Origin of the sequence: Jeotgalicoccus meleagridis (assembly GCF_903994045.1) — a bacterium.
In the GTDB taxonomy this organism is placed as follows: domain Bacteria; phylum Bacillota; class Bacilli; order Staphylococcales; family Salinicoccaceae; genus Jeotgalicoccus; species Jeotgalicoccus meleagridis.
Map to the genome: position 1 here is coordinate 126,213 of NZ_CAJEWD010000003.1, position 20,788 is coordinate 147,000.

The 20,788-nt window shown below is 35.5% G+C and carries 27 protein-coding genes and 1 riboswitch; of the genes, 11 read left to right on the forward strand and 16 right to left on the reverse strand.

What is annotated here, in order from left to right; genetic code table 11:
- Nucleotides 1–32 precede the first annotated feature (32 nt).
- From JEOSCH030_RS00730 to JEOSCH030_RS00740, 3 genes are all read right to left on the reverse strand, one after another.
- On the reverse strand, nucleotides 33–350 hold the full coding sequence (locus JEOSCH030_RS00730) for a DMT family transporter (protein WP_185124714.1): 318 nt from the start codon (nucleotides 348–350) through the stop codon (nucleotides 33–35).
- On the reverse strand, nucleotides 347–670 hold the full coding sequence (locus JEOSCH030_RS00735; protein ID WP_185124715.1) for a DMT family transporter: 324 nt from the start codon (nucleotides 668–670) through the stop codon (nucleotides 347–349). Before JEOSCH030_RS00735 ends, JEOSCH030_RS00730 begins: the two co-directional genes overlap by 4 nt.
- A 69-nt stretch (nucleotides 671–739) precedes the next feature.
- A riboswitch (guanidine-I (ykkC/yxkD leader) is annotated at nucleotides 740–837 on the reverse strand.
- A 31-nt stretch (nucleotides 838–868) separates the two neighbouring features.
- Nucleotides 869–1,642, reverse strand: coding sequence for a class I SAM-dependent methyltransferase (locus JEOSCH030_RS00740; RefSeq protein ID WP_185124716.1), 774 nt, complete (start codon nucleotides 1,640–1,642; stop codon nucleotides 869–871).
- A gap of 88 nt (nucleotides 1,643–1,730) precedes the next feature.
- Here JEOSCH030_RS00740 and JEOSCH030_RS00745 point away from each other — a divergent pair, with 88 nt between their 5' ends.
- On the forward strand, nucleotides 1,731–2,279 hold the full coding sequence (locus JEOSCH030_RS00745; RefSeq protein ID WP_185124717.1) for a DUF4256 domain-containing protein: 549 nt from the start codon (nucleotides 1,731–1,733) through the stop codon (nucleotides 2,277–2,279).
- Between the two features lie 104 nt (nucleotides 2,280–2,383).
- Here the strand turns inward: JEOSCH030_RS00745 and JEOSCH030_RS00750 are convergent, their stop codons facing one another.
- Nucleotides 2,384–2,725, reverse strand: coding sequence for a DUF488 domain-containing protein (locus tag JEOSCH030_RS00750; RefSeq protein ID WP_185124718.1), 342 nt, complete (start codon nucleotides 2,723–2,725; stop codon nucleotides 2,384–2,386).
- 50 nt (nucleotides 2,726–2,775) lie between these two features.
- Nucleotides 2,776–4,215, reverse strand: coding sequence for an APC family permease (locus JEOSCH030_RS00755; protein WP_185124719.1), 1,440 nt, complete (start codon nucleotides 4,213–4,215; stop codon nucleotides 2,776–2,778).
- 124 nt (nucleotides 4,216–4,339) lie between these two features.
- Here JEOSCH030_RS00755 and JEOSCH030_RS00760 point away from each other — a divergent pair, with 124 nt between their 5' ends.
- The 5 genes from JEOSCH030_RS00760 to JEOSCH030_RS00780 all read left to right on the forward strand — a co-directional run bounded on the left by JEOSCH030_RS00760 (nucleotide 4,340) and on the right by JEOSCH030_RS00780 (nucleotide 6,589).
- Nucleotides 4,340–4,870: a helix-hairpin-helix domain-containing protein gene (locus JEOSCH030_RS00760; protein ID WP_185124720.1), complete on the forward strand. Its 531-nt coding sequence runs from the start codon at nucleotides 4,340–4,342 to the stop codon at nucleotides 4,868–4,870.
- Nucleotides 4,871–4,935: 65 nt separating this feature from the next.
- A complete protein-coding gene (locus tag JEOSCH030_RS00765; protein ID WP_185124721.1) occupies nucleotides 4,936–5,397 on the forward strand; it encodes an SRPBCC family protein in 462 nt (153 codons plus the stop codon).
- Nucleotides 5,398–5,527: 130 nt separating this feature from the next.
- The gene (locus tag JEOSCH030_RS00770; protein WP_185124722.1) at nucleotides 5,528–5,731 is read left to right on the forward strand and encodes a helix-turn-helix transcriptional regulator; all 204 of its coding nucleotides are present in this window, start codon (nucleotides 5,528–5,530) and stop codon (nucleotides 5,729–5,731) included.
- A complete protein-coding gene (locus tag JEOSCH030_RS00775; protein WP_185124723.1) occupies nucleotides 5,731–6,423 on the forward strand; it encodes a DUF3169 family protein in 693 nt (230 codons plus the stop codon). The genes JEOSCH030_RS00770 and JEOSCH030_RS00775 overlap by 1 nt, the downstream gene beginning before the upstream one ends.
- A gap of 1 nt (nucleotide 6,424) precedes the next feature.
- Complete coding sequence (locus tag JEOSCH030_RS00780; protein ID WP_185124724.1) at nucleotides 6,425–6,589, forward strand: hypothetical protein; 165 nt, start codon at nucleotides 6,425–6,427, stop codon at nucleotides 6,587–6,589.
- A 65-nt stretch (nucleotides 6,590–6,654) separates the two neighbouring features.
- On the opposite strand, the gene hisIE is transcribed toward JEOSCH030_RS00780, so the two are convergent.
- From hisIE to JEOSCH030_RS00820, 8 genes are read right to left on the reverse strand one after another with little or no spacing between them, the layout of a single operon-like run.
- Nucleotides 6,655–7,278 carry a bifunctional phosphoribosyl-AMP cyclohydrolase/phosphoribosyl-ATP diphosphatase HisIE gene (gene hisIE / locus JEOSCH030_RS00785; protein ID WP_185124725.1) on the reverse strand — a complete coding sequence of 208 codons (624 nt, stop codon included), beginning with the start codon at nucleotides 7,276–7,278 and terminating at the stop codon, nucleotides 6,655–6,657.
- Nucleotides 7,278–8,039 (reverse strand): imidazole glycerol phosphate synthase subunit HisF, encoded by a 762-nt coding sequence (hisF, locus tag JEOSCH030_RS00790; protein WP_185124726.1) that lies wholly within the window; start codon nucleotides 8,037–8,039, stop codon nucleotides 7,278–7,280. The genes hisIE and hisF overlap by 1 nt, the downstream gene beginning before the upstream one ends.
- Nucleotides 8,036–8,737, reverse strand: a complete 702-nt coding sequence (gene hisA / locus JEOSCH030_RS00795) for a 1-(5-phosphoribosyl)-5-[(5-phosphoribosylamino)methylideneamino]imidazole-4-carboxamide isomerase (RefSeq protein ID WP_185124727.1) — start codon at nucleotides 8,735–8,737, stop codon at nucleotides 8,036–8,038. Before hisA ends, hisF begins: the two co-directional genes overlap by 4 nt.
- A gap of 15 nt (nucleotides 8,738–8,752) precedes the next feature.
- The gene (hisB, locus tag JEOSCH030_RS00800) at nucleotides 8,753–9,337 is read right to left on the reverse strand and encodes an imidazoleglycerol-phosphate dehydratase HisB (RefSeq protein ID WP_185124728.1); all 585 of its coding nucleotides are present in this window, start codon (nucleotides 9,335–9,337) and stop codon (nucleotides 8,753–8,755) included.
- Entirely contained in the window at nucleotides 9,324–10,316 is a 993-nt protein-coding gene (locus JEOSCH030_RS00805) for a pyridoxal phosphate-dependent aminotransferase (protein ID WP_185124729.1), read from the reverse strand. Before JEOSCH030_RS00805 ends, hisB begins: the two co-directional genes overlap by 14 nt.
- Entirely contained in the window at nucleotides 10,313–11,548 is a 1,236-nt protein-coding gene (hisD, locus tag JEOSCH030_RS00810; RefSeq protein WP_185124730.1) for a histidinol dehydrogenase, read from the reverse strand. Before hisD ends, JEOSCH030_RS00805 begins: the two co-directional genes overlap by 4 nt.
- Nucleotides 11,545–12,150 carry an ATP phosphoribosyltransferase gene (gene hisG, locus JEOSCH030_RS00815; protein WP_185124731.1) on the reverse strand — a complete coding sequence of 202 codons (606 nt, stop codon included), beginning with the start codon at nucleotides 12,148–12,150 and terminating at the stop codon, nucleotides 11,545–11,547. The genes hisD and hisG overlap by 4 nt, the downstream gene beginning before the upstream one ends.
- Nucleotides 12,147–12,959 (reverse strand): ATP phosphoribosyltransferase regulatory subunit, encoded by an 813-nt coding sequence (locus tag JEOSCH030_RS00820; protein ID WP_185124732.1) that lies wholly within the window; start codon nucleotides 12,957–12,959, stop codon nucleotides 12,147–12,149. The genes hisG and JEOSCH030_RS00820 overlap by 4 nt, the downstream gene beginning before the upstream one ends.
- 140 nt (nucleotides 12,960–13,099) lie before the next feature.
- On the opposite strand from JEOSCH030_RS00820, the gene JEOSCH030_RS00825 reads away from it, so the two are divergent.
- A complete protein-coding gene (locus tag JEOSCH030_RS00825) occupies nucleotides 13,100–13,393 on the forward strand; it encodes a YerC/YecD family TrpR-related protein (protein ID WP_185124733.1) in 294 nt (97 codons plus the stop codon).
- 2 nt (nucleotides 13,394–13,395) lie between these two features.
- Here JEOSCH030_RS00825 and JEOSCH030_RS00830 read toward each other — a convergent pair whose 3' ends face one another.
- A complete protein-coding gene (locus JEOSCH030_RS00830; protein ID WP_185124734.1) occupies nucleotides 13,396–13,950 on the reverse strand; it encodes a substrate-binding domain-containing protein in 555 nt (184 codons plus the stop codon).
- Here JEOSCH030_RS00830 and JEOSCH030_RS00835 point away from each other — a divergent pair.
- The 4 genes from JEOSCH030_RS00835 to JEOSCH030_RS00850 all read left to right on the forward strand — a co-directional run bounded on the left by JEOSCH030_RS00835 (nucleotide 13,941) and on the right by JEOSCH030_RS00850 (nucleotide 18,217).
- Nucleotides 13,941–14,084, forward strand: a complete 144-nt coding sequence (locus JEOSCH030_RS00835; RefSeq protein ID WP_185124735.1) for a hypothetical protein — start codon at nucleotides 13,941–13,943, stop codon at nucleotides 14,082–14,084. The two genes, JEOSCH030_RS00830 and JEOSCH030_RS00835, sit on opposite strands and share 10 nt — an antisense overlap.
- A gap of 25 nt (nucleotides 14,085–14,109) precedes the next feature.
- A complete protein-coding gene (speB, locus tag JEOSCH030_RS00840) occupies nucleotides 14,110–15,069 on the forward strand; it encodes an agmatinase (RefSeq protein ID WP_185124736.1) in 960 nt (319 codons plus the stop codon).
- A gap of 290 nt (nucleotides 15,070–15,359) precedes the next feature.
- Nucleotides 15,360–17,306 carry a fructose-1,6-bisphosphatase gene (locus tag JEOSCH030_RS00845; protein ID WP_185124737.1) on the forward strand — a complete coding sequence of 649 codons (1,947 nt, stop codon included), beginning with the start codon at nucleotides 15,360–15,362 and terminating at the stop codon, nucleotides 17,304–17,306.
- A 71-nt stretch (nucleotides 17,307–17,377) separates the two neighbouring features.
- Nucleotides 17,378–18,217 carry an aldo/keto reductase gene (locus JEOSCH030_RS00850; protein WP_185124738.1) on the forward strand — a complete coding sequence of 280 codons (840 nt, stop codon included), beginning with the start codon at nucleotides 17,378–17,380 and terminating at the stop codon, nucleotides 18,215–18,217.
- A 28-nt stretch (nucleotides 18,218–18,245) separates the two neighbouring features.
- Here JEOSCH030_RS00850 and JEOSCH030_RS00855 read toward each other — a convergent pair whose 3' ends face one another.
- Together JEOSCH030_RS00855 and JEOSCH030_RS00860 are read right to left on the reverse strand one after the other, a co-directional pair.
- Entirely contained in the window at nucleotides 18,246–19,763 is a 1,518-nt protein-coding gene (locus JEOSCH030_RS00855; RefSeq protein WP_185124739.1) for an ABC transporter permease/substrate-binding protein, read from the reverse strand.
- Nucleotides 19,760–20,701, reverse strand: coding sequence for an ABC transporter ATP-binding protein (locus JEOSCH030_RS00860; protein WP_185124740.1), 942 nt, complete (start codon nucleotides 20,699–20,701; stop codon nucleotides 19,760–19,762). Before JEOSCH030_RS00860 ends, JEOSCH030_RS00855 begins: the two co-directional genes overlap by 4 nt.
- Nucleotides 20,702–20,788: the final 87 nt, after the last annotated feature.

Genomic DNA, 20,788 nt, shown 5'->3' on the forward strand with positions numbered 1-20,788 from the left:
TCTCATGGTGCCATTATTGTTTCATGTGAAACTTAGGAAGTGATTAATCTTAAGCCAATGACAGCAATGACAATCATAGATAAATACATGACACGCTTATAACTTGCTGATTCTTTGTAGACGATGATGCCTAAAAGTGCACTCCCCACAGTTCCAATCCCTGTCCATACTGCATAAGCAACGCCTAAAGGAATAGTTTCCATAGCGTAGCTTAACAGGCCTAAACTAATTGGGAAGCCAATACATAAAGTGAGCCATCCCTGTAATCTTTTCTTTTGACCAATCCAAGTCATTCCGAGTACTCCAGCAACTTCAAAAAATCCTGCACATATTAAGACAAGCCAACTCATTTAACGTCCTCCTCATGATCCGTGACAGTTTTCAAACCGAGTACTCCAAAGAGCAATAAGATGATAAAGAACACCATACCAATGCTTAAATCACCATCAAAGAAAAAGAAATCTACAAACACTGTTCCTACTGCACCAAGCCCAACAAAGACTGCATAAACTGTACTTGCTGGAAGTTTAGTCGAAACATAAACTAAGAGAGAAAAACTTCCCACAACTCCAATCACTGTAAGACCCCATTCAAACCATGTTGTGGCATATTTCAGCCCAGTTGCCCAACCAATTTCAAATAAGGCAGCAATCACTACTAAAGCCCACATAAAACTACTCCTTTATATTTTTTATTCAGATTTAAAAAACAAAAAAGCCGGAAGAATAACTTCACGTTATTCTCCCAGGCTTTTATCCCTCCGTGTACCAGTCATAGACTGGCGTGTTCTCTCGGTCCAGACTTAAATAATTTAACGGAACCCTAGAACACCTCATATCTGATTAATTCTATCTTAAAAGATATAAATTTATAAGTCAATATCTATTACACCAAAATGAAACTTACTCGACTTCCTAATAATTTGTCTAAAACCAAAGTAGGAGAATCTTTGACTTCTAAAATCATCCTTTAAAACGACTTTCTTTCTAGCCACTCTTTTAGCTTCGATTATCGCCTCATCGTTTAGTCCTGTTTTAGCTATACTCTTTATTGGGCGAATCCCAATCGATTCTTCTAATTCCATAGTAAACATCGGATCGAAATAGACGACATCAACACTGTTATCCTCTAACTTCTTTAAGTATGCTGTATGGTCAGTATGAACAACCTCAACCCTTCTCATTGCTTCATTTATCTTATCATTATGTGATTGATAATTTTGTAGTCCTTCCTGCAATAATAAGTATAGTTTGAAGTTGTTCTCAAGTGCAGTAATTGTTCCAGATGATCCAAGAACAATACTAGCAATTAAACTATCTGCACCAAGTCCTGCTGTACAATCCAAAAAAGACATTCTCGCTTTAAGTTGGCAGGCTTCTAAAAAAGCATCACTTTGTTGATTGATCACCCGCTTTGCTCTAACCATAGCGATATTTGGATGATATTTAATGACCTCTTTTTCATCTTTTAAGTGGATTGATAAATCATTGCCAACTACTAATATATCGTCATTATAACGCTCCATCAAATGGCTTATAGACTGCTTTTTACGTTCTATATAATCCAGGTTATAACGCCTAGCAATATCTTTTATTACACTTATATTTTCCTGATTAAATCTTCCTGAGCTTGTAATAAGCATCTCAATCAACCTACTTAATTTGTTTGTCTATACATTTTATCATGGTAAAATAATTTTGTAGAAATAATTTGAGAAACGAGGTAGAGCTATGACATTAAAAAATGAGCTTACAGTTGAGGAAAAAGAAGAATTAATTGCCACTCTTAAGTCTCGCTTTAACAGCCATGAAGACAGACACGAAGGTTATACATGGAAGGATGTAGAAGAACGCTTAAACGATCATCTCCTCACTACCGTTTACAATATGGAAGTGACTGAGGGTGAGCCTGATGTAATCATTCTCAATGACAAACTACATTTTGTCGACTGCTCTAAAGAAAGTCCAAAAGGTAGACGTAGCGTGTGTTATGATCGCCAAGCATTAAATGCACGAAAAAAGCATAAGCCCGACAATTCAGCTATCGACCTTGCTGAAGAAATTGGAATACAAATGTTATCAGAAGATGAATTTAGACAGCTCAGTACTGTTGGAGACTTTGATCTAAAAAGTTCTAGCTGGGTCTTAACACCAGCTGAAGTTCGTGACCTAGGTGGCGCTTATTTTTGTGATAAACGCTATAACAAGGTATTCCTTTACCATAATGGTGCAGACTCTTATTATGGTGCACGTGGATTTAGAGGTAAAATCCAGATTTAATAAGAATTTTATTAATCTTGATTTGTGAAATAACTTAAAACAGCCCGAAAATCTTGAAGCAAAGATTTTCGGACTATTTATATAAGTTGAGGGCTTTTGCCACTCTATTTTTCTATAACTTCTTTTAAAACGACAGCTTGGTTATGCTCCGTATCTTTTGCAGCATAGAGTAATGTGACATTATGACCATCTGAATCTTTTCTTAATTCTTTTATTAGATCTTTCTGATCTTTTAATTCTTCTTTGTATTTTTTCTTAAACTCATCCCACTTATCCTCATCATGATCAAACCATTTTCTTAAATCAGTGGATGGTGCGAGTTCTTTATACCATTCGTCATGCTTCAGGTCTTCTTTTTTAATTCCTCTTGGCCATACTCTATCCACTAACACACGTTTACCATCCTGGCTCGACACATCATCATAGACTCTTTTAATTTTTAACATATAATCACCCTTGATAAATGTATTTTAATTTACACTTACCCTAATTACTATTATTTATCCATAGGATCTTTATCTGTTTCATTTAAAATTAAGTAATCTAATTCTTTTTTAGACATTCCATTAATCGTCTTATATTTGAATCCTAAAAAGATGACACCTAACAAGGTCCACGCTAAGAGTGCATAGTAAGACGGTGCTGTAAGTGCTGCTGGAGATCCTGGATACAACAGTAACACTAGGAATATCAGTGAAATAATCGTACCGAGTATACCGAAAACAACATAGAGCATATTTTTACTTTCACCACGGGAGAAGAATTTCCAGCTCACCGCACTTGTAGCTAAAAAGGCAATTGAAACGCCCACTGATGACATATCAACAATCCAGTTCAATGCCGTTCTTCCTAACCATGGTGCAATTAAACACACTAGTAAGACAAATAATACTGCGACATATGGTGTTTTATTTTTTGGATGTACTTTAGCAAATACTTCTGGTACAAATCTTGCTCTTCCAAGCGCGAATATCAGTCTTGAAGATGACATGAAAAATCCATTCAATCCTGTAAAGACCCCAAAGGATATAGCAAATGCTAAAAAGGCCATACCAATCGTACCCATAGAAGAACTAATGACTGAACCAGTTACCCAAACCGCTCCATCCATCGTGTTTTGGTCAGGGTAAATCCAAGATGTCACTAAAATCATTGCAACATAAGTTAGAATTGATGCAAGAATCCCAAAAACGATTAATTTAAATGTTTTATCTGCACTAAATTTAAATTCTTCTGCTGCTTGTGGAATATTATCAAAACCAACATACATCCACGGTGCTATAGCAACAATTAAAATAATAGAAGTCCACACACCAGCATCTTCGTTAAATAGTGGTTGTGCATTAGAAAATGCAAACTCTCCTGACACAAACGAAGCGATAAATAAACCTGAAACGACTATAGCCATAAAGAGGCAAAAGATAAATTGTAAATTACCGGATAAACCAGAGCCCCTCATACTGATCCAAGCAAAAATGATTAAAATTAGAGAAGATAAGATAACTTCCATAATATAAACATCCCAGCCTGCAATAGTATAAAGATAACCAACTTCTAAAAAGTCAGGTAAGACAAACTTAAAGAGTAGACTAAAGGCACTGGCATTTAAAGCGACGACACATATATAGCCTAAGACTAAAAACCAAGAAGCAATAAAGGCAGCAATTTTTCCGAATCCTGCATAGGTAAAAGCAAATTCTCCACCTGAAACGGGGAATTTAGCAGTCAGTGCTCCATAACCAACCGCAATAATTAACATTAAAATACCACCGATAGTAATACCAAGGGTTGCACCAAGGGTTCCAGATGAAATTAACCAGTCACCAGGTAGAATGAAAGCACCCCAACCAATTGATGACCCATAAGCAACTGCCCAAATAAATCGCTTGGACATAGTGCTGTCTAATTCTGTTCTCGTCTGATTTTTTCCAGACATATTTACAACTCCCATTTTCACTTTTATAGTTGTGGTCAAGTATGTCATACTATTTGTGTAACTTCTAGCTTTTTGACAAATTTATGTCATAAAAATCAGCTGGTTTTAGGAGATGAAAAAACACATGACTCTTCCAAGTATTGGTAAGCCCGCAACGAATGCACTGAATCAATTAGGAATATTTCACTTAGAGCAATTAGCAGGTTTAGATGAGAAAAATTTATCTAAAATACATGGTATTGGTCCTAAAGCAGTAAAAATTTTAAAAGAGGCTATGACAGAAAAAGCGCTCAAATTTAAGGACACTGAACCACTACCTTTTGTTCCAACTTTTGCGGTGCTAGGTGATTTATCATGTAACAATGCTCCTAAACGAGAAATTATTAGAGATTTTGTCATAGCGCTTCATATCGGTCATCCTAAAAAAGTCGACGCATATATAACTGACGATTGTGAGTTAGACGGTTCTATAACTGATAAAAAGATTAGTGCTTTAAATTTACTAACCATTATCAGCCATGGAAAAGATGGGGCAGCTGAAGGTATTATCTACCTAAACTCCGGGCAGACTATTCCTTTCGCCTATTTTTTTAAATTTGAAAACCATAAAAAAACTGCGCTGATAAAAGAAGTCACAAGATATCTTAAAAACTAAGTTAAATCTCCTTTATTTGGGGTATTAAGAAGTAATACATTAGCTTATTAAATGAGGTGAAATAAATGCAAGTATCTTATCATAAGGATCATGAAAGTGCATATCAGAAATTAATCACTGATATCGCTTTAAGTCCAGATAACATCTTTCCATTGTTGGCGACAACGACAGGTGTACAGCAATGGTTTCCAGAATTAAGTGTACGTGGAGAAAAGGTACTTACTTTTGATTACGGTAAAGAAACTGAAGAGGATTTAGAGATTTATAAATACGAAAACCCTAAAGCACTGCACTTTGAGTGGTTTGGAGGAGAAGTTGAATTCTTACTTGAAGGTGATGAGTTTCAAAGTAAGGTGATGTTAAATCAAAGATTGCCACTTGATACTGAAAATCTAGCTCAAGACTTTGCCGGATGGCAAAAATGCTTTGAAAATATTAAGCATATATCCGAAGGCGAAAAAGTAGAAGACTTTAAAGAAGGAGAACTCTCTCAAAAAATTGCAGATATTGAAGCAGGATTACAATAAGCAAACACTAAGAAATGGTCTCGGTAATATACCAAGACCATTCTCTTTTGTTTGAATTGACAACTTTATTTGTCATAAAGACAAATATATGTTACTTTTACTATGAGCTAAATAATTGAGAGGTGTAAATATGAAAACACGACTCCGTGAACTAAGAGCTCGAGATAGACTAAATCAATCTGAGCTCGCTAAATTAGCAAAGGTGTCTAGGCAGACAATTAGCCTCATAGAAAGAGAACAATACATCCCGTCTTTACTTATTGCTAAAAGAATGGCGATTATCTTTAATGAACCGATTGAGAATATCTTTATCTTTGATGAGGAGGAATTATAATGAAAAGCTTTTTAAAAATTGTCTTAGCCTTGGGGATTGGTTTCTTAGTGGGTTTCTTAATCATTGAACTACTCTACGGAAATGTGACCGCATTAGACTTTAGCAATTTGTATTTCTGGTTAAGTATTCTTTTACTTCTTTTATCTGTTGGACTGATTATTTTTGTTTGTCTTACAAGCAATATTCTTTTAAAGAAAAACAAACAACAAGCTAAAAACTTAAACGAAGATGACTTAGATCGTTTTAAATACAATACTTTTAATCAGTTGACGGCAGCTTCTACCACTGCTCTTGTTATGTCTCTTGTTGCACTCGCTATTCAAATTTTGAATGCCGAAATTATGTGGTTAATCATCACTTCAGGGATTATTTTCACCATTACTGTTATTCTTTCAATTTTTGTCGGAGGCATCATTAATAGCTTGTATCCAGAAAGAAATTTACCGAACCCTAGCGATAAAGATTATGCAGATAAGTTATTTGAAGCATCTGATGATGGTGAGATACATGTTATGGCTAAAGGTCTATATCGATCAACTCAATTAACGATGACCCTTTTATTCATTTCAATGGTCGCAATGATTTTATATTCTATTATTACCGAAGACTCGCAAGTGTTTAGTATCATTATCATTGGACTTATAATGATTATTAATCAAGTGAAGTATGCAAAAGAAATCAAGGAGAGATAAAATGCGGTGTGGAACTAGTCGCTTTATAGTCACCATTGAAAATCAAAACGGTGAATATAAAAAGGAAATTAGTGCACGTAACCAAATAGAAGTAAGAAGGATTTGTAAAAGAACTTTACCTCAAGATGATCGATTAGTCAGAGTTCAGAAAAAAGAAGACAAATAAGACAAATGACTTGGAGGCTTTAAATTTAAGGTCTCCAAGTCATTTGTCTTTGATTTATATGATGATTACCATTTCTTTATGTCGTCTCTAATACTGTAGTCTTGTTTTTTTCCGTGTCTTTCTTCTAGATTTTTTTCAACATCTTTAAGAGACAATCCTTCATGATTTAAAAGTACTAAAAAGTGATACAGTAAATCACTACTTTCATCAATCAGATTTTCTCTGTCTTTATTTTTTGCTGCAAGAACCACTTCGGTCATTTCTTCTCCACATTTTTTAAGGATTTTATCAATACCTTGCTCTTTTAAATACTTGGTATATGACCCTTCCTCTGGGTTTTGCAATTTTTTTTGCACTGTCTGATCTAAGACAGATAGATTAAAGTATTCATCGCCAAAACAGCTCTGTGTTCCTGTATGACAAGTTGGCCCATGTGGGTCTACTTCAATTAAGAGAGCATCTTGATCACAATCCAATTTCATAGAAACTACTTTTTGAATATGACCACTAGTTTCTCCTTTTTTCCAAAGTCTCTCTTTAGAGCGAGAGTAAAACCATACTACACCATCTTCTTTTGTTTTTGTCAGAGCTTCTTCATTCATATAGCCATTCATAAGCACTTGTTTGGTACGAGTATCTTGTAATATTACTGATAGGAGTCCACCGTTTTTAGAAAAATCAGCTTCCATTATTTACTAACCTCAATTCCATTTTTAGATAAGGTGTTTTTTAAGTCCTTAATATCTACTTCTTTTCTGTGAAAAATCGAAGCTGCGAGTCCTGCTGCTACCTTTGTTTTTGTAAACAGCTCTAGAAAATCTTCTGTTTTTCCAGCCCCACCGCTCGCGATAATTGGTATTGAGACAGTGTCAGCCGCTTCTTTTAGAAATGGTAGGTCAAAGCCTTCTTTAACACCATCATGATCTAGGCTGGTAATTAACAGAGAACCACAGCCAAGTCTTTCACATTTCACTAACCAATCTAGAGCTTTAATGTCTACTTTTTTATTGCCACCATGTGTATATACATAATAGTCTTTATTATTCTCATCAAATTTCATATCCACTGCGATCACAATTTTTTCAGAAGTGAATTGTTCCACAGCTTTTTGAATAAATTCTGGATTAGACACAGCAGCTGAGTTGATGCTTACTTTATCAGCACCTGCTTTAAGTATCTTTTCTATATCTTCAAGCGTTTGTATCCCGCCACCGACAGTCAGGGGAATCTTAATCTCTTCTGCTGTACTTTTAATTAAATCCAAGAGTAACTCGTGACCATCTTCAGTTTTAGAAATATCTAAGAAGACGAGTTCATCTGCTCCATTTTGATCATAGAATTTCGCTAATGTTTCGGGTTGACCAATTTTTTCTAAATTGACAAAGTTAACACCTTTTACTACTTGCCCATCCTTTATATCTAAGCATGGAATAATCTTTTTAACTGTCATCTGATTCCCTCCCAAAACGCTTCAGTATGACTCGCTTTTCCTACAATCGCTTCTTCAATTCCTAATGATTCTAGGCGGTCTAAATCCGCTTTATTCCTCACTCCACCACTAGCAACTACCTTATGACGAGTGAGCTTATTGATTCTAGCTGTATTTTCAAAATTTGGGCCTTGTCCCATACCATCTTTGTTGATGTCAGTATAGATGATGCCAGCTAGATTTAAATCTTCAATTTCTTTTAAATATTCATCAATGACAATCCCAGTATTTTCTGTCCAGCCGTTAACATAAATATCATTGTCTTTCGCATCAAGACCGACAAATATTTTCCCGGGAAATTTATTAACAGTGTCTTTCAACCAAGGAAGATCTATAATTGCCCTAGTCCCTAAGATAAAATACTCTACGCCCATATCTCGATATGTTTCTATTGCTTCAAGTGATCGTAATCCTCCACCTATCTCTAAAGGAAGGCTAGATATTTTTCTCAAGTTTTTGATGAGATTTTCTTCTCTAACTTCTTGATGTAAGGCACCCATTAAATCCACGACATGAATTCTTGTAACTGACTCAAAAGACTGGTAAAACTTCAAGGCTTCTTCAGGTGTTCTAACCATCTGAGTTTTTTTATCATAATCTCCTTGAGATAAACGAACATTTTGACCATCTATTAGGTCTATTGCTGGCACTATATTCATAATTGTCTTCCTCTCTTATTCAATGACACCTTTAGATGATGGCACACCTGTTGAAGTCGGTGTTAAGGCAATTTTTAAGCTGCGTGCAAATGCCTTAAAAATCGCTTCAATTTCATGGTGAGAATTACCTTTTTTCAAAAGGTCAATGTGTAAAGTCATGCGTGCGTTCATGGCAACTGCATTGAAAAACTCCTCTACGAGTTCAGTATCAAAATCGCCTGTCTTTTCTCTCGAGAAGTCCGCTTCAAAACTTAAATGCGGTCGTCCAGATAGATCTAATACTACTCTGGCAAGTGATTCATCCATCGGTAAGTACATAGAGCCGTATCTCGTATATGACTGTTTAGAAACATAAAGTTCTCTAAGCAGTTGACCAAGAACAATACCAATGTCTTCTACTGTGTGATGGGCATCAATGTGCAAGTCACCTTCTGCCTTCACTTCTAAATAAATTTCGGAGTGAAAGCTAAAAAGTGTTAGCATGTGGTCAAAAAATCCTACCCCTGTATCTATAATGGATTGCTTAAAATCAGCTTGATCATCTATAAGGATATTAAGTGTCGTCTCTTTTGTTTCTCTATTTTTACTAAAGACTGTCATGTTTTTCTCCCCACTCTTTAATTAATGTTTTTAGCTGAGGATATTGGTTTTTATCGATGATTGAAAATCGTGCAACTTCCTTTAAATTTGCATCATCATAAATACGTCCTCTATATCCTTCTTTTAGGAGAAAGTCATATAAATCACGTGCTTTTTCTCCATATATAAAGACAAAGTTAGTGTGTGATGGCTTAATTCGAACATGTCTACGCACTGCTTCAAAACTATCTACTAATTCTTTTTGTAAGTCTTTTTGATAAGCAATCCATTGTTCTAAACGGTTCTCATCCTTTAATACTTCACTCGCAAGTGCAAGCGATAAACTATTAACGGGATAAGGATGATTGATTCGATTGATTCTTTGGAAGGTCTCACCTTCCGCAATAGCAATGCCAACTCTTAAACCAGCTAAGCCGTATATCTTACTCATAGTTCTCACTATAATGATATGGTCACCTTTTGGTAGCTCACGTTCTAATGCATATTCACCATAAGCTTCATCTATAACAAGGTAGCCTCCTACAGATTTCATAGCGTCTGATAGTTGTCTAATCCCATGAGAAGGTAGAAGTTGTCCTGTTGGGTTTTGTGGATTGGAAACAAAAAATACCGATGGCTTTTTATCTTTTATTGCCTCTACAGCTCGGTCGAAATCAAAGGAAAAGTCATCTCTTGACGGGACTGAGTAAAATCGATAAGCCACTTGATTGGTATATTGTTGATACATGAAAAAGTCTGGCTTAAAAGACATTACTCCGTTCTTCCCTAGGGTCATTATAATTTTTTGTAACCATTCATCAGAACCATTGGCCACTTCTATTTGTGAAACTTTGAAGCCGTTTCTTTTAGCGTATCTTTCTTTAAAAATATCCAACTCTTTTTCTGGATATTCTTCAATATTTACTTTTTCAATAACTGCTAATATTTCTTTAGAACTTAGAGGTGATTGAGGTGATGTATTTCTATCCATACTGATCATTTACTTTCCCTCCTAATGTTTATAGAGTCTCCGTGGGCTCCGAGTCCTTCTTTTCTAGCAATTAATTCTGCATGTCCAGCAATCTCTTGATAAGTTTCTGAACTTAAATTAATCAGTGCATGAGACGTTAAAAAGTCATTCACATTCAAGCCATGACTAAACCTTCCTGTACGGTTGGTCGGAAGCACATGAGAAGGTCCTGCTGCATAGTCACCGATTGCTTCTGGTGAGTAGTTCCCAATAAAAATAGCACCTGCGTATGATATTGACCTCGCAATCTCTTCTTGTTGTTGATGTTGAATGGATACATGTTCTGGTGCGAGATAATCAATGACTTTTAAGAGGTTTTCTCTGTTATCAACAAGCTGCCAGTGATTGTTTTTAAGAGATGCTTCTATAACTTGACGGCGTTCTTGCTCATCAATTAATCTATCAATTTCAGCTTGTACCTTTTGTCTTACATCTTCTTTTTCACATAAGAGAAAAGTACGCGCATTAACGTCATGCTCTGCTTGTGCAAAAATGTCGTAAGCGACTGCACTATAGTTAACATGCTCATCTATATAAAGCAGTATTTCACTTGGTCCAGCAATCATATCAATGCCAACATCTCCAAAGACTCTTTTTTTGGCCTCTGCAACATATTGATTTCCTGGTCCGACAATCTTATCGACTGGCTTAATTGTTTCTGTACCATATGTGAGTGCGGCAATCGCTTGGGCACCACCAATACGGTATACTTCTTTTACCCCAGCGACATAGAGAGCAGCAAAAGTAATATTATTATCTATAAAAGTTGGCGTTACTACAGCGATATCTTTCACACCTGCGACACTTGCCGGTACTGCAGTCATCAAAACGCTAGAAGGATACAGTGCGGTACCACCTGGTATGTATATACCTATTCTTTCAATTGGTCTGTATATATAAGAGAATTCTTGGTCTTTTTTATCCTGATATTTAATTGATTCTTGATAAGCTACAATGCGTTCTTTAATCGTTATTAGAGCATCTTGTTCTTCGCTACTTAGAGAATCAAATGAATCTTTCAAGACCTTTTCATCTACCCTAAGTTCATCTAAGTCATAACCATCAAAGATTTTAGTATATCTTTTTAAAGCTTGGTCTTTGTTTTCTTTTACATCTTCTATAATATTGGCAACATTGTTTTCGACTTCTTTATTTGCTGAAGTTTCAATTCTAAAGTTATTAATAAAATCTACAACCTTCATGCAATCACTCCTATTTCACTTATGAACTTATAAATTTCCTCTTCCTTTGTATAGAACGTTTGCTTATTAGCAATTAAGCGCGCTTGAACTTCAGTGATTTTTTTATATTCAATCAAGCCATTATCTTTTAAAGTATTGCCTGTTTGTACAATATCCACAATGCCATCAGCTAAACCAAGTATTGGAGCAAGTTCAACAGAACCATTTAAATGAATTAAAGATACTGCTTCTTGTTCTTGATTAAAATATTTTCTAGCAATATTAATATATTTAGAAGCCACAGTATTGAAATGGTCGATGTTTGGAGGTCCTGCTAAAGCGAAGTGACATCGCCCAAAAGGCAATCCAGACACATTTAAATATTCAAAGTCTTCCTCATCTAAAATGTCACTACCAACAATACCAATATCCGCTGCACCTCGTTCTACATAGACAGGAACATCAGGTCCTTTAGCGAAGATAAATCTAACATCATCAACAAGGGTGAATAAGGTTCTCGACTCACCCCTTAAAACTTCACTATATTTTTTAAGTCCTTGACCTTCTATATATTTAATAAAATCATCGAATAAACGTCCTTTTGATAAGGCAACAGTAATCATAAGAGACCTCCATCAGAAATGTTTAATCCCAAACCAAAGGCACTGGAATTATATTGACCACCACTTAAAACTGGTGAATTGGTATTTAAAAATGCCTGGAAATACAAGCCGTTGTAATACCTTTGTGGTGATCTAAAAGATAAATCTAAAATAAATTTAATATTGTCGTTTACTTTGGCTAACTCTTTTCTAATTTCATTGATTAACTTCATAATGTCGGTAGACTTAAAAAGCTCATCAATCAATTCAAATTGAGTACTCACTCTGGCACTTAAAATTTTATATAAGTCATGATTCTCACCTAGTTCATCTCTTAGATCAGAAATATTCTTACTGTATATCAAGGGACGAATTTCTTCAGATAACCCATACTGATCTACAAATAAATCAATAAGCTGATCATTATTAATGACAAAAGTATTTATTCTTTTATTTGAATTCTCATGGACGAAATTTATATGAGAAATAATTGATTCTATGATGTCTGCTTCATTCGCATGGTAAATTTCTGCTCCTGCTTGATAAAAAGAAGTTTCTTCTCTCACAACTGGACCGAAGTAACCAAACTTTCTATCATCAGAGAAATAATTGTTATTAAAGTTCAACAAGGTTCTAGTCCAATCACTACGAATAGCATAGATTGTACTATCGCGCTCAAAGACGATGCTTGTTGGATGATGGTTTTTATCATCTAAGGAAAATGGTTCGATCATGTTCATGTCTACTAAGGTATAACCTGATTGATCTAAACGCTTTAAATATTCAGTTCCTAAAGTCATGCGTTTTAATATTTCATTGTTTTTTGTCATGGACATCCCCTTCATTACTTTAGCGAGATAAAGAATTATGATAAATTAAATGGTAACAAAGAAAAGAAAATTGTACAACCATTCCCTTTAACTCTTTAGTATGTTAAAGTGTAAGTGTTAGAAAAAGAGGAGTTGATGATATGCAAATAGATAAGTTGAGAGATCAGGAACTAGATGATTTATTCGACGGAATATTATCGTTAGAGAGTAAGGAAGACTGTTATAAATTCTTTGACGACCTTGCAACATCCAATGAACTGATTTCTTTGAAGCAAAGATTTCAAGTAGCTAAACTAATCGATGAGGGTAAAACTTACTCAAAAATACAGGAAAAAACCGGTGCATCTAGCGCTACAGTATCGCGTGTAAAACGCTGTATGGACTATGGTAGTGGCGGTTATAAGCTAGTATTAGAAAAAAGGAATAACGCCTAGCGTTATTCCTTTAATTCTTCTTCTACTCTATTCATAAAGTCTTCAATAACAAGAGTTAAATGCCTGCTTTTCATGTATGATAAATATAAATCTGGACCATTTAATTCTTGTTTTATATCTAAACTTTCTACCTCATCATCAGTATAGTTACTCGCATAAATTTTTGGCAACACTGCTATTCCAAGCCCTTTTTTCACTAGACGAACTGCAGTTCCAATGGTCTCCACTGATACAACATTTTTAAAATTTAAGTTATTATTCTTCAGAAAACTATCCAATTTAAACAAACCTTCGCTATAAATTAATCTCTGTGATGACAAAGTGGATAGATCCACAGCTTGATCTTTATTTAGATTGTGTCCTTTTTTTATTAATAAGGAATGTCTATTGGATTGTAAAAGAATGGACTCCATATCCTCATCCAAATAATCTAAAGTTGTTAGGCAAAAATGTAACTGGTGCATCCTGAGTCTATCAATGATGTAAGTTGTATTACCTTCTACCAGCTTTATATTAAAATCTTCGTTTTTCTCTAAAAACGCCTCAATTGACTTCAAACTTAGAACTAGCCGCATCATTAGGAATGCTTTCAGCCTTAGTATTTGGAGGCCTATCACTATGGATTGTGTCTAAGACAATAGAGCCTGCCAATTCTTTTACGAGTAAGGACGTTGTCGTTCAAACTAAATAATATATATTAATCGGAGGAATTTATCATGGTCAAACCAAAAGAAAAACAATTTTTAAATCTACCTTTTACAGGAATCGCTACATTTGGAAAGTATCCAGTCTGCCAAAATATTGATGAATTAGATGCTGATGTTGCAGTACTTGGTGTACCAAATGATATGGGTACGCAGTGGAAATCTGGTGCTCGTATGGGCCCAAGAGCAGTAAGAGAAGGCTCTACCTTATATAGCTTTGGTCTAGACGGTGCTTATGACATCGAGAATGACATTACTTACTTAGGACCACGTTGGAATGTTGTGGACTGTGGTGATGTTGACATTGTTCACGGTGACATTATGCAGTCACATGATAATACAGAAGCAACAGTTAGAAAAATCGTTGAAAAAGGAGCAATGCCGGTTATTATAGGTGGAGACCACTCCATTACAGCAGCTGTAGGCAAAGGCTTAGAAGACTTAGGACCGTTTCATGTCATTCAAATTGACGCTCATTTAGACTGGGCAGACCATCGTTCAGGTATGAGATACGGTCACGGGAACTGTATTAGAAGACTGTCTGAAATGGATCATGTTAAAGATATATTCCAATTTGGCATTAGAGGAATCAGTAGTAGTCTTAAAGAAGATGTTGATGCAGCTCGCGCTTATGGGTCGACTATCCTATCTCCACAAAAAATGAGAGAAAAAGGAATTGAAGGTTTACTCGACTTACTTCCTAAAGATGAAAAATACTACATTACGATCGATATTGATGGTATTGACCCATCAATCGCTCCAGGTACAGGTACACCTTCACCAGGCGGCTTATACTATGACGAAGTGAATGAATTACTCAAAGCAATTGCTAATCATGGAGATGTCGTTGCCTTCGATCTTGTTGAAGTTGCACCACAATATGACCCAACAGGTATGACAGGTCAAACAGCAGCAAGAATCATGTTAGATTTACTGAGCTATGTTACTAAGAAAAAAGAAGCAAATGACTAGTCATTGGTACAGTAGTTCAAATTAATAGATAGTATCAGTTATAGAGCTGGGACTAGAGCTCTAAGAGTTTAGAAAAATAATCGAATAAATTATAAAAGCCGGACGTTATACTTCAAAGGGAATAGCATCTGCGTGAGACTACAGGCTCACGCGATGCTCCTGAAAAGATAACGTCCGGCTTATTTATTAGAGAAATAGTTTTATCCCATCTCTATTTTCATTTATCATTAGGACGCTTAAGGATATAATAGACTTATTGAAATTAGTTAAGACAATAGGAGTGTTCTTAAATGACTAAGTCAGACATTAACAGCCCAGATTATAAGGCTGGATATTTTAAATTACTAAGAGAAAGATACGAGTCAGAAGAAGAGATTGCTTCAGAAATCATCAATCTTTCTTCCATTTTGGAATTGCCTAAAGGAACTGAGCACTTCGTCAGCGATTTACATGGTGAATTTCAATCATTTCAACATGTATTAAGAAACGGTTCAGGTAATGTCAAAGTTAAAATTGAAGAATTATTCAAAGATCAACTGACAGATAAAGAGCTAAGTGAACTTGCTGCTGTAGTCTATTACCCTGAAGAAAAACTAAGTTTAATCAGACAGAACTTAACAGATAAAAATGCTCTGAATGAATGGTACAAACTTAAAGTTGAACAGCTTATTGAGCTGGTGGCTCATTCTTCTTCTAAATATTCGCGCTCTAAATTACGTAAAGCTCTACCACCACAATTTGCTTATATCATTGAAGAACTTCTTTATAAAAAAGATGAGCATGATAATAAGAAGCGTTACTATGACAATATTTTAAGTGAGATTATCGATCTTGGTCAGGCTAATAAACTCATCATCGGTCTGAGCTTTACAATCCAAAGATTGGTAGTTGATCATTTACACGTTGTTGGTGATATTTATGATCGTGGTCCAGAACCTGACAAGATTATGGATACTTTAATTAACTATCACTCTGTAGATATACAATGGGGTAATCATGATGTGTTATGGATCGGTGCTTATGCAGGTTCTAAAGTATGTCTCGCTAATATTATTCGTATTTGTGCGCGTTACAATAACCTAGATATTATTGAAGATGCTTATGGTATAAACTTACGTCCCCTATTTAACTTAGCCGATAAGTATTATGATGATAATCTTGCCTTTAGACCTAAAAAAACAACAGGTAAGAGTTTAAGTGATGAAGAACAGTTACAGATGACCAAGGTTCAGCAGGCCATTTCAATTATTCAATTTAAACTAGAAGCACCCATTATTAAAAGACGTCCAAACTTTGAAATGGATGACCGTCTTGTCTTAGAAAATATTAATTACGATACACTTGAATACGACATTAATGGCGAAGTTTATCAATTAGAAAACACTTGTTTTAACACGATAGACCCTAAAGACCCAACTGCACTGACTGCAGAAGAAGAAGACGTCATGAATACACTTTTAATTTCTATCCAACAATCTGAAAAGTTAAAACGTCATATGGATTTCATGATGAAGAAAGGGAATCTATACCTACGTTATAACGGCAATCTTTTGATTCATGGCTGTATTCCAGTAACTGAAGATTGCCAAATGGAAGGTATGGAAATCGATGGCACAATGTACTATGGTCGTGAGCTTTTAGACCAATTCGAATCATATCTACGTCGTTCCTATGCCCATCTAGACCAAACAGATGATTTAGCCACTGACTTAGTGTGGTACTTATGGACTGGTAAAAAATCATCTTTATTCGGTAAGCGTGCTATGACGACTTTTGAAAGATATTTTATCAGTGATAAAAAAACTCATAAAGAAGAAAAAAATCCATATTACTCTTTAAGAGAAAAAGCAGAAATTGCAGAAAAGTTCTTAACAGAATTTGGGTTAGATCCAGACAGTGGACATATTATTAATGGCCATACTCCTGTTAAAGAGAAAGAAGGAGAAAATCCGATCAAAGCAGATGGCAAGTTGATTGTTATCGACGGTGGTTTCTCTAAAGCTTATCAATCTACAACTGGTATCGCGGGTTATACTCTTTTATATAATTCTTATGGCATGCAGTTAGTTGCACACCAAGAATTCAATTCAAAGGTCAATGTTTTGGAGAACGAGGCTGATGTTTTATCTGTTAGAAGAATTGTCGATGAAGAAGTCGAACGTAAAAAAGTCAAAGATACCATTATTGGTAAGAGACTAAAATATGAAATATCCATGCTAAAACAGTTGATGAAATAAAGCAAAAAAACTGACACGAGCCATTATTAATAAGATAATTAGTGTGTAAACATATAAGGAAAGGTGATTTTATGTCAAATATTCCTGAAATTGAAATGCATGATGGTTACAAAATTCCAGCTATAGGTTTCGGTACAGTCTTTTTAAACGGTAGACGAGGTAGCATGGAAATTGAAAACGCGATTAAAAACGGTTATCGGCATTTAGACAGTGCGATTCGTTATAGAAATGAAGGTGCTGTTGGTCAAGCAATAAGAGAAAGTGATGTTGACCGTGAAGAAATTTTTGTAACTTCTAAACTAAGAGGCGGCTTATATGATTATGACACCGCTATTGAATCTATTGAAGAATCTTTATTTAGAACAGGTCTAGAGTATATAGATCTTTTCCTTTTACACTGGCCAAATCCAAAACAAGATCAGTATGTTGAAGCTTGGAAAGCTTTAATTCAAGCTCAAAAGAATGGTTATGTACGTTCAATTGGGGTATCGAATTTTGAACCCGAACACATCGATCGTCTAGTCGAAGAAACTGGTGTTAAACCTGTGGTTAATCAGATTGAATGCCACCCTCACTTCATCCAAGAAAAAGTACGTAAATATAATTATGATAATGGCATTATTACAGAGGCATGGAGTCCTTTATCACGTGCGCGTACTGTGCTTGACGATAAATACCTTCAGCAACTTGCTGAATCAAAAGGTAAAGATATTGGACAAATTATCTTACGTTGGCATTATCAACATGGTGTCGTTCCTTTACCACGTTCTTCTAATGACGACAGACAAAAAGGAAATCTCAACATCTTTGATTTTGAATTATCAGAGGAAGAGATGACACAAATTGATGGCTTAGACCGTCCAGATGGTCGTATTGATAATCAAGATCCAAACGAATACGAAGAATTTTAAAATAAGGCATCCGTCAGGATGCCTTATCTTATTCTATCAAGTTATTTTCTTCTAAATACTCTCTTGCAACATCATTCGGTAACTCATCTTCTACAGTGACTCTGTAATTCATATCTTGCATTTCTTCATCTGTAATTTTTCCACTTAATTTATTTAAAGGATCAATAATTTCTGGGTGTTCTTCTAGAAATTCTTGTTTAAACATAGGTGCGCCTTGATAAGGTGGGAATACTCTTTTTGTATCTTCAAGTATCACCATATCAAATTGTCTTAATTCTGCATCAGTTGCGTATGCATCAACTAAATTTATTTCTCCACTTTCAATGGCTTGGTAACGAAGCTGAGGTTCCATAGTCACTACATCGCTAAAGTTTAAACCATATGCTTCACTTACAGCAGGATAGCCATCTTCTTGTCTATCATTAAATTCCATAGTGAATCCAGGTCTTATTTCATCTTCAACACTCTTTAAATCTTCAATCGTTTCTAAGTTGTTTTCCTCAGCAAAGTCTTTCTTAACAGCGAGCGTATAAGTATTGTTAAATTTCATCGGCTCTAGCATGGTCATATCTAGTCCTGACTCTAAAGCGTCAACTGCTTGATCATAAACTTCACTTTCTTTATTGGATTCTGCTGGCTCTTTAACCAGTTCACCTAACACTGTTCCAGTAAATTCTAAATAACCATCAATTTCATCGGACTTTAAGGCATTAAATAGAAATGATGTCTGACCTAGACCATCTTCTACTTTTACCGTATAGTCTGTCTCTTCTTCAATCAAAATTTTATACATATTCGTGATAATCGCTGGTTCTGAACCTAATTTCCCCGCTATAGTAATTTCTCCACCCCTATTAGTTAAAAGCGGTGCGAGAGCGATTGCTAAAATAACAACAAACATCGATACAACTGTGATGACCGCTCTACGATAAGACATATTTTGTATGAGTCTTAAACCAATATCAAACAGTATCGCTAAGAGTGCTGCAGGTATGGCACCAAGTATAATTAAATCTGTATTATTTCTATTGATACCAAGTAGGATTAAGTCCCCTAAACCTCCGGCACCGATTAAGGCTGCAAGGGTTGCTGTTCCAATAATTAAAACCATTGCTGTTCTAATCCCTGCCATCATTACGGGCATAGCAATTGGAATTTCTACTTTAACCAAGCGTCTCAATGGCTTCATTCCAATACCTTCCGCTGCTTCTACCAGTGATGGATCCACTTCTTTTATTCCTGTATAAGTGTTTCTAAGAACAGGAAGTAACGCATAAATAACGAGTGCAATAATCGCTGGAAATTCCCCAATACCAAAGAGCGGTATCATCAGTCCAAGCAAGGCCAGAGAAGGAATGGTCTGCATTACAGCAGCGATATTTATAACGACCTCTGCAAACTTGTCTGTCTTAGTTAAAAGTATGCCTAGCGGTACACCAATAATCACTGCGATTAATAGAGAAATAAATGAAATTTGAATATGTTCTATTAAAGTCTGCAGTAACTCTCCACGTCTTGTTGAAAAAGTTTCAATAAAACTATTCATGATGTCACACCACGCTTGTCAGCTAAGTAGCCAAATACCTGGCTTCTCGATAATTTCTTTGGACCACTTTCTGTTTCTACTAAAACCGCTTCATTATTAGATAAAAGCCTAAAAATCTCAGTTATATCCGCCTGTTCTTTGACAACAGGATATTCACTCTCTGTTTCTGCAACACTTAATTCTGCCACTAACTCACCAGCTGTAAGGTTTAAATCTTGATTAACCTTGCCGATAAACTGCTCAACAAACGAACTAGCTGGGGACTCAATGAACTCTTCTGGCAAACCAATTTGTTCAACCTGTCCCTCGTTAAATAAGCATAATCTGTCTGCCAGCTTCATCGCTTCAGCAATATCATGCGTAACAAAGACAATTGTTTTATTAATCTTATTCTGTAGTTCTAGAAGATCATTTTGAAAGTTTTCTCTAGTGATAGGATCTAAGGCACTAAAGGGTTCATCCATTAATATTACAGGTGGATCTGCTGCTAAGGCTCTCAGTACACCTATACGTTGTTGTTGTCCACCAGACAATTCTGATGGTTTTCTGTCTTTGTAAGTCTCTGGATCTAAGCCAACCATCTCCAGAAGTTCATCAATCCGCTTGTTTATATCTTCATCAGACCAGTTTTCCATCTGAGGCACTTGGGCAATATTTTCTGAGATTGTCATATGCGGAAAGAGTGCAATTTGTTGAAGCACATAACCCATATCACGTCTCATTTCATACACTTCATAATTACTGATAGGTTCTTCTTTAAAATATATGTATCCTTCTGATAGCGGAATGAGTCTATTAATCATTTTTAAAGTTGTTGTTTTGCCACTACCTGAAGGACCAATCAGGACGAAAATCTCACCTTCATTTATCCTAAAGCTCACATTATCAACAGCAAGCTTATCGCCGTAGCGTTTGGTCACGTTTTTAAATTCAATCATAAAAAGGCGCTCCTTTTCAATTTCTAATACATTTGTTATCAGTTACACTGTCTATAAATACCTATACCCAAAAGAAAGGGGTTTTAT

Excerpts from the sequence above, each read along its gene's own strand:
- JEOSCH030_RS00730 (WP_185124714.1), bottom strand. The coding sequence starts at position 350 with ATGAGTTGGCTTGTCTTAATATGTGCAGGATTTTTTGAAGTTGCTGGA.
- JEOSCH030_RS00735 (WP_185124715.1), bottom strand. The coding sequence starts at position 670 with ATGTGGGCTTTAGTAGTGATTGCTGCCTTATTTGAAATTGGTTGGGCA.
- JEOSCH030_RS00740 (WP_185124716.1), bottom strand. The coding sequence starts at position 1,642 with ATGCTTATTACAAGCTCAGGAAGATTTAATCAGGAAAATATAAGTGTA.
- JEOSCH030_RS00745 (WP_185124717.1), top strand. The coding sequence starts at position 1,731 with ATGACATTAAAAAATGAGCTTACAGTTGAGGAAAAAGAAGAATTAATT.
- JEOSCH030_RS00750 (WP_185124718.1), bottom strand. The coding sequence starts at position 2,725 with ATGTTAAAAATTAAAAGAGTCTATGATGATGTGTCGAGCCAGGATGGT.
- JEOSCH030_RS00755 (WP_185124719.1), bottom strand. The coding sequence starts at position 4,215 with ATGTCTGGAAAAAATCAGACGAGAACAGAATTAGACAGCACTATGTCC.
- JEOSCH030_RS00760 (WP_185124720.1), top strand. The coding sequence starts at position 4,340 with ATGACTCTTCCAAGTATTGGTAAGCCCGCAACGAATGCACTGAATCAA.
- JEOSCH030_RS00765 (WP_185124721.1), top strand. The coding sequence starts at position 4,936 with ATGCAAGTATCTTATCATAAGGATCATGAAAGTGCATATCAGAAATTA.
- JEOSCH030_RS00770 (WP_185124722.1), top strand. The coding sequence starts at position 5,528 with ATGAAAACACGACTCCGTGAACTAAGAGCTCGAGATAGACTAAATCAA.
- JEOSCH030_RS00775 (WP_185124723.1), top strand. The coding sequence starts at position 5,731 with ATGAAAAGCTTTTTAAAAATTGTCTTAGCCTTGGGGATTGGTTTCTTA.
- JEOSCH030_RS00780 (WP_185124724.1), top strand. The coding sequence starts at position 6,425 with ATGCGGTGTGGAACTAGTCGCTTTATAGTCACCATTGAAAATCAAAAC.
- hisIE (WP_185124725.1), bottom strand. The coding sequence starts at position 7,278 with ATGGAAGCTGATTTTTCTAAAAACGGTGGACTCCTATCAGTAATATTA.
- hisF (WP_185124726.1), bottom strand. The coding sequence starts at position 8,039 with ATGACAGTTAAAAAGATTATTCCATGCTTAGATATAAAGGATGGGCAA.
- hisA (WP_185124727.1), bottom strand. The coding sequence starts at position 8,737 with ATGAATATAGTGCCAGCAATAGACCTAATAGATGGTCAAAATGTTCGT.
- hisB (WP_185124728.1), bottom strand. The coding sequence starts at position 9,337 with ATGACAGTCTTTAGTAAAAATAGAGAAACAAAAGAGACGACACTTAAT.
- JEOSCH030_RS00805 (WP_185124729.1), bottom strand. The coding sequence starts at position 10,316 with ATGATCAGTATGGATAGAAATACATCACCTCAATCACCTCTAAGTTCT.
- hisD (WP_185124730.1), bottom strand. The coding sequence starts at position 11,548 with ATGAAGGTTGTAGATTTTATTAATAACTTTAGAATTGAAACTTCAGCA.
- hisG (WP_185124731.1), bottom strand. The coding sequence starts at position 12,150 with ATGATTACTGTTGCCTTATCAAAAGGACGTTTATTCGATGATTTTATT.
- JEOSCH030_RS00820 (WP_185124732.1), bottom strand. The coding sequence starts at position 12,959 with ATGACAAAAAACAATGAAATATTAAAACGCATGACTTTAGGAACTGAA.
- JEOSCH030_RS00825 (WP_185124733.1), top strand. The coding sequence starts at position 13,100 with ATGCAAATAGATAAGTTGAGAGATCAGGAACTAGATGATTTATTCGAC.
- speB (WP_185124736.1), top strand. The coding sequence starts at position 14,110 with ATGGTCAAACCAAAAGAAAAACAATTTTTAAATCTACCTTTTACAGGA.
- JEOSCH030_RS00845 (WP_185124737.1), top strand. The coding sequence starts at position 15,360 with ATGACTAAGTCAGACATTAACAGCCCAGATTATAAGGCTGGATATTTT.
- JEOSCH030_RS00850 (WP_185124738.1), top strand. The coding sequence starts at position 17,378 with ATGTCAAATATTCCTGAAATTGAAATGCATGATGGTTACAAAATTCCA.
- JEOSCH030_RS00855 (WP_185124739.1), bottom strand. The coding sequence starts at position 19,763 with ATGAATAGTTTTATTGAAACTTTTTCAACAAGACGTGGAGAGTTACTG.
- JEOSCH030_RS00860 (WP_185124740.1), bottom strand. The coding sequence starts at position 20,701 with ATGATTGAATTTAAAAACGTGACCAAACGCTACGGCGATAAGCTTGCT.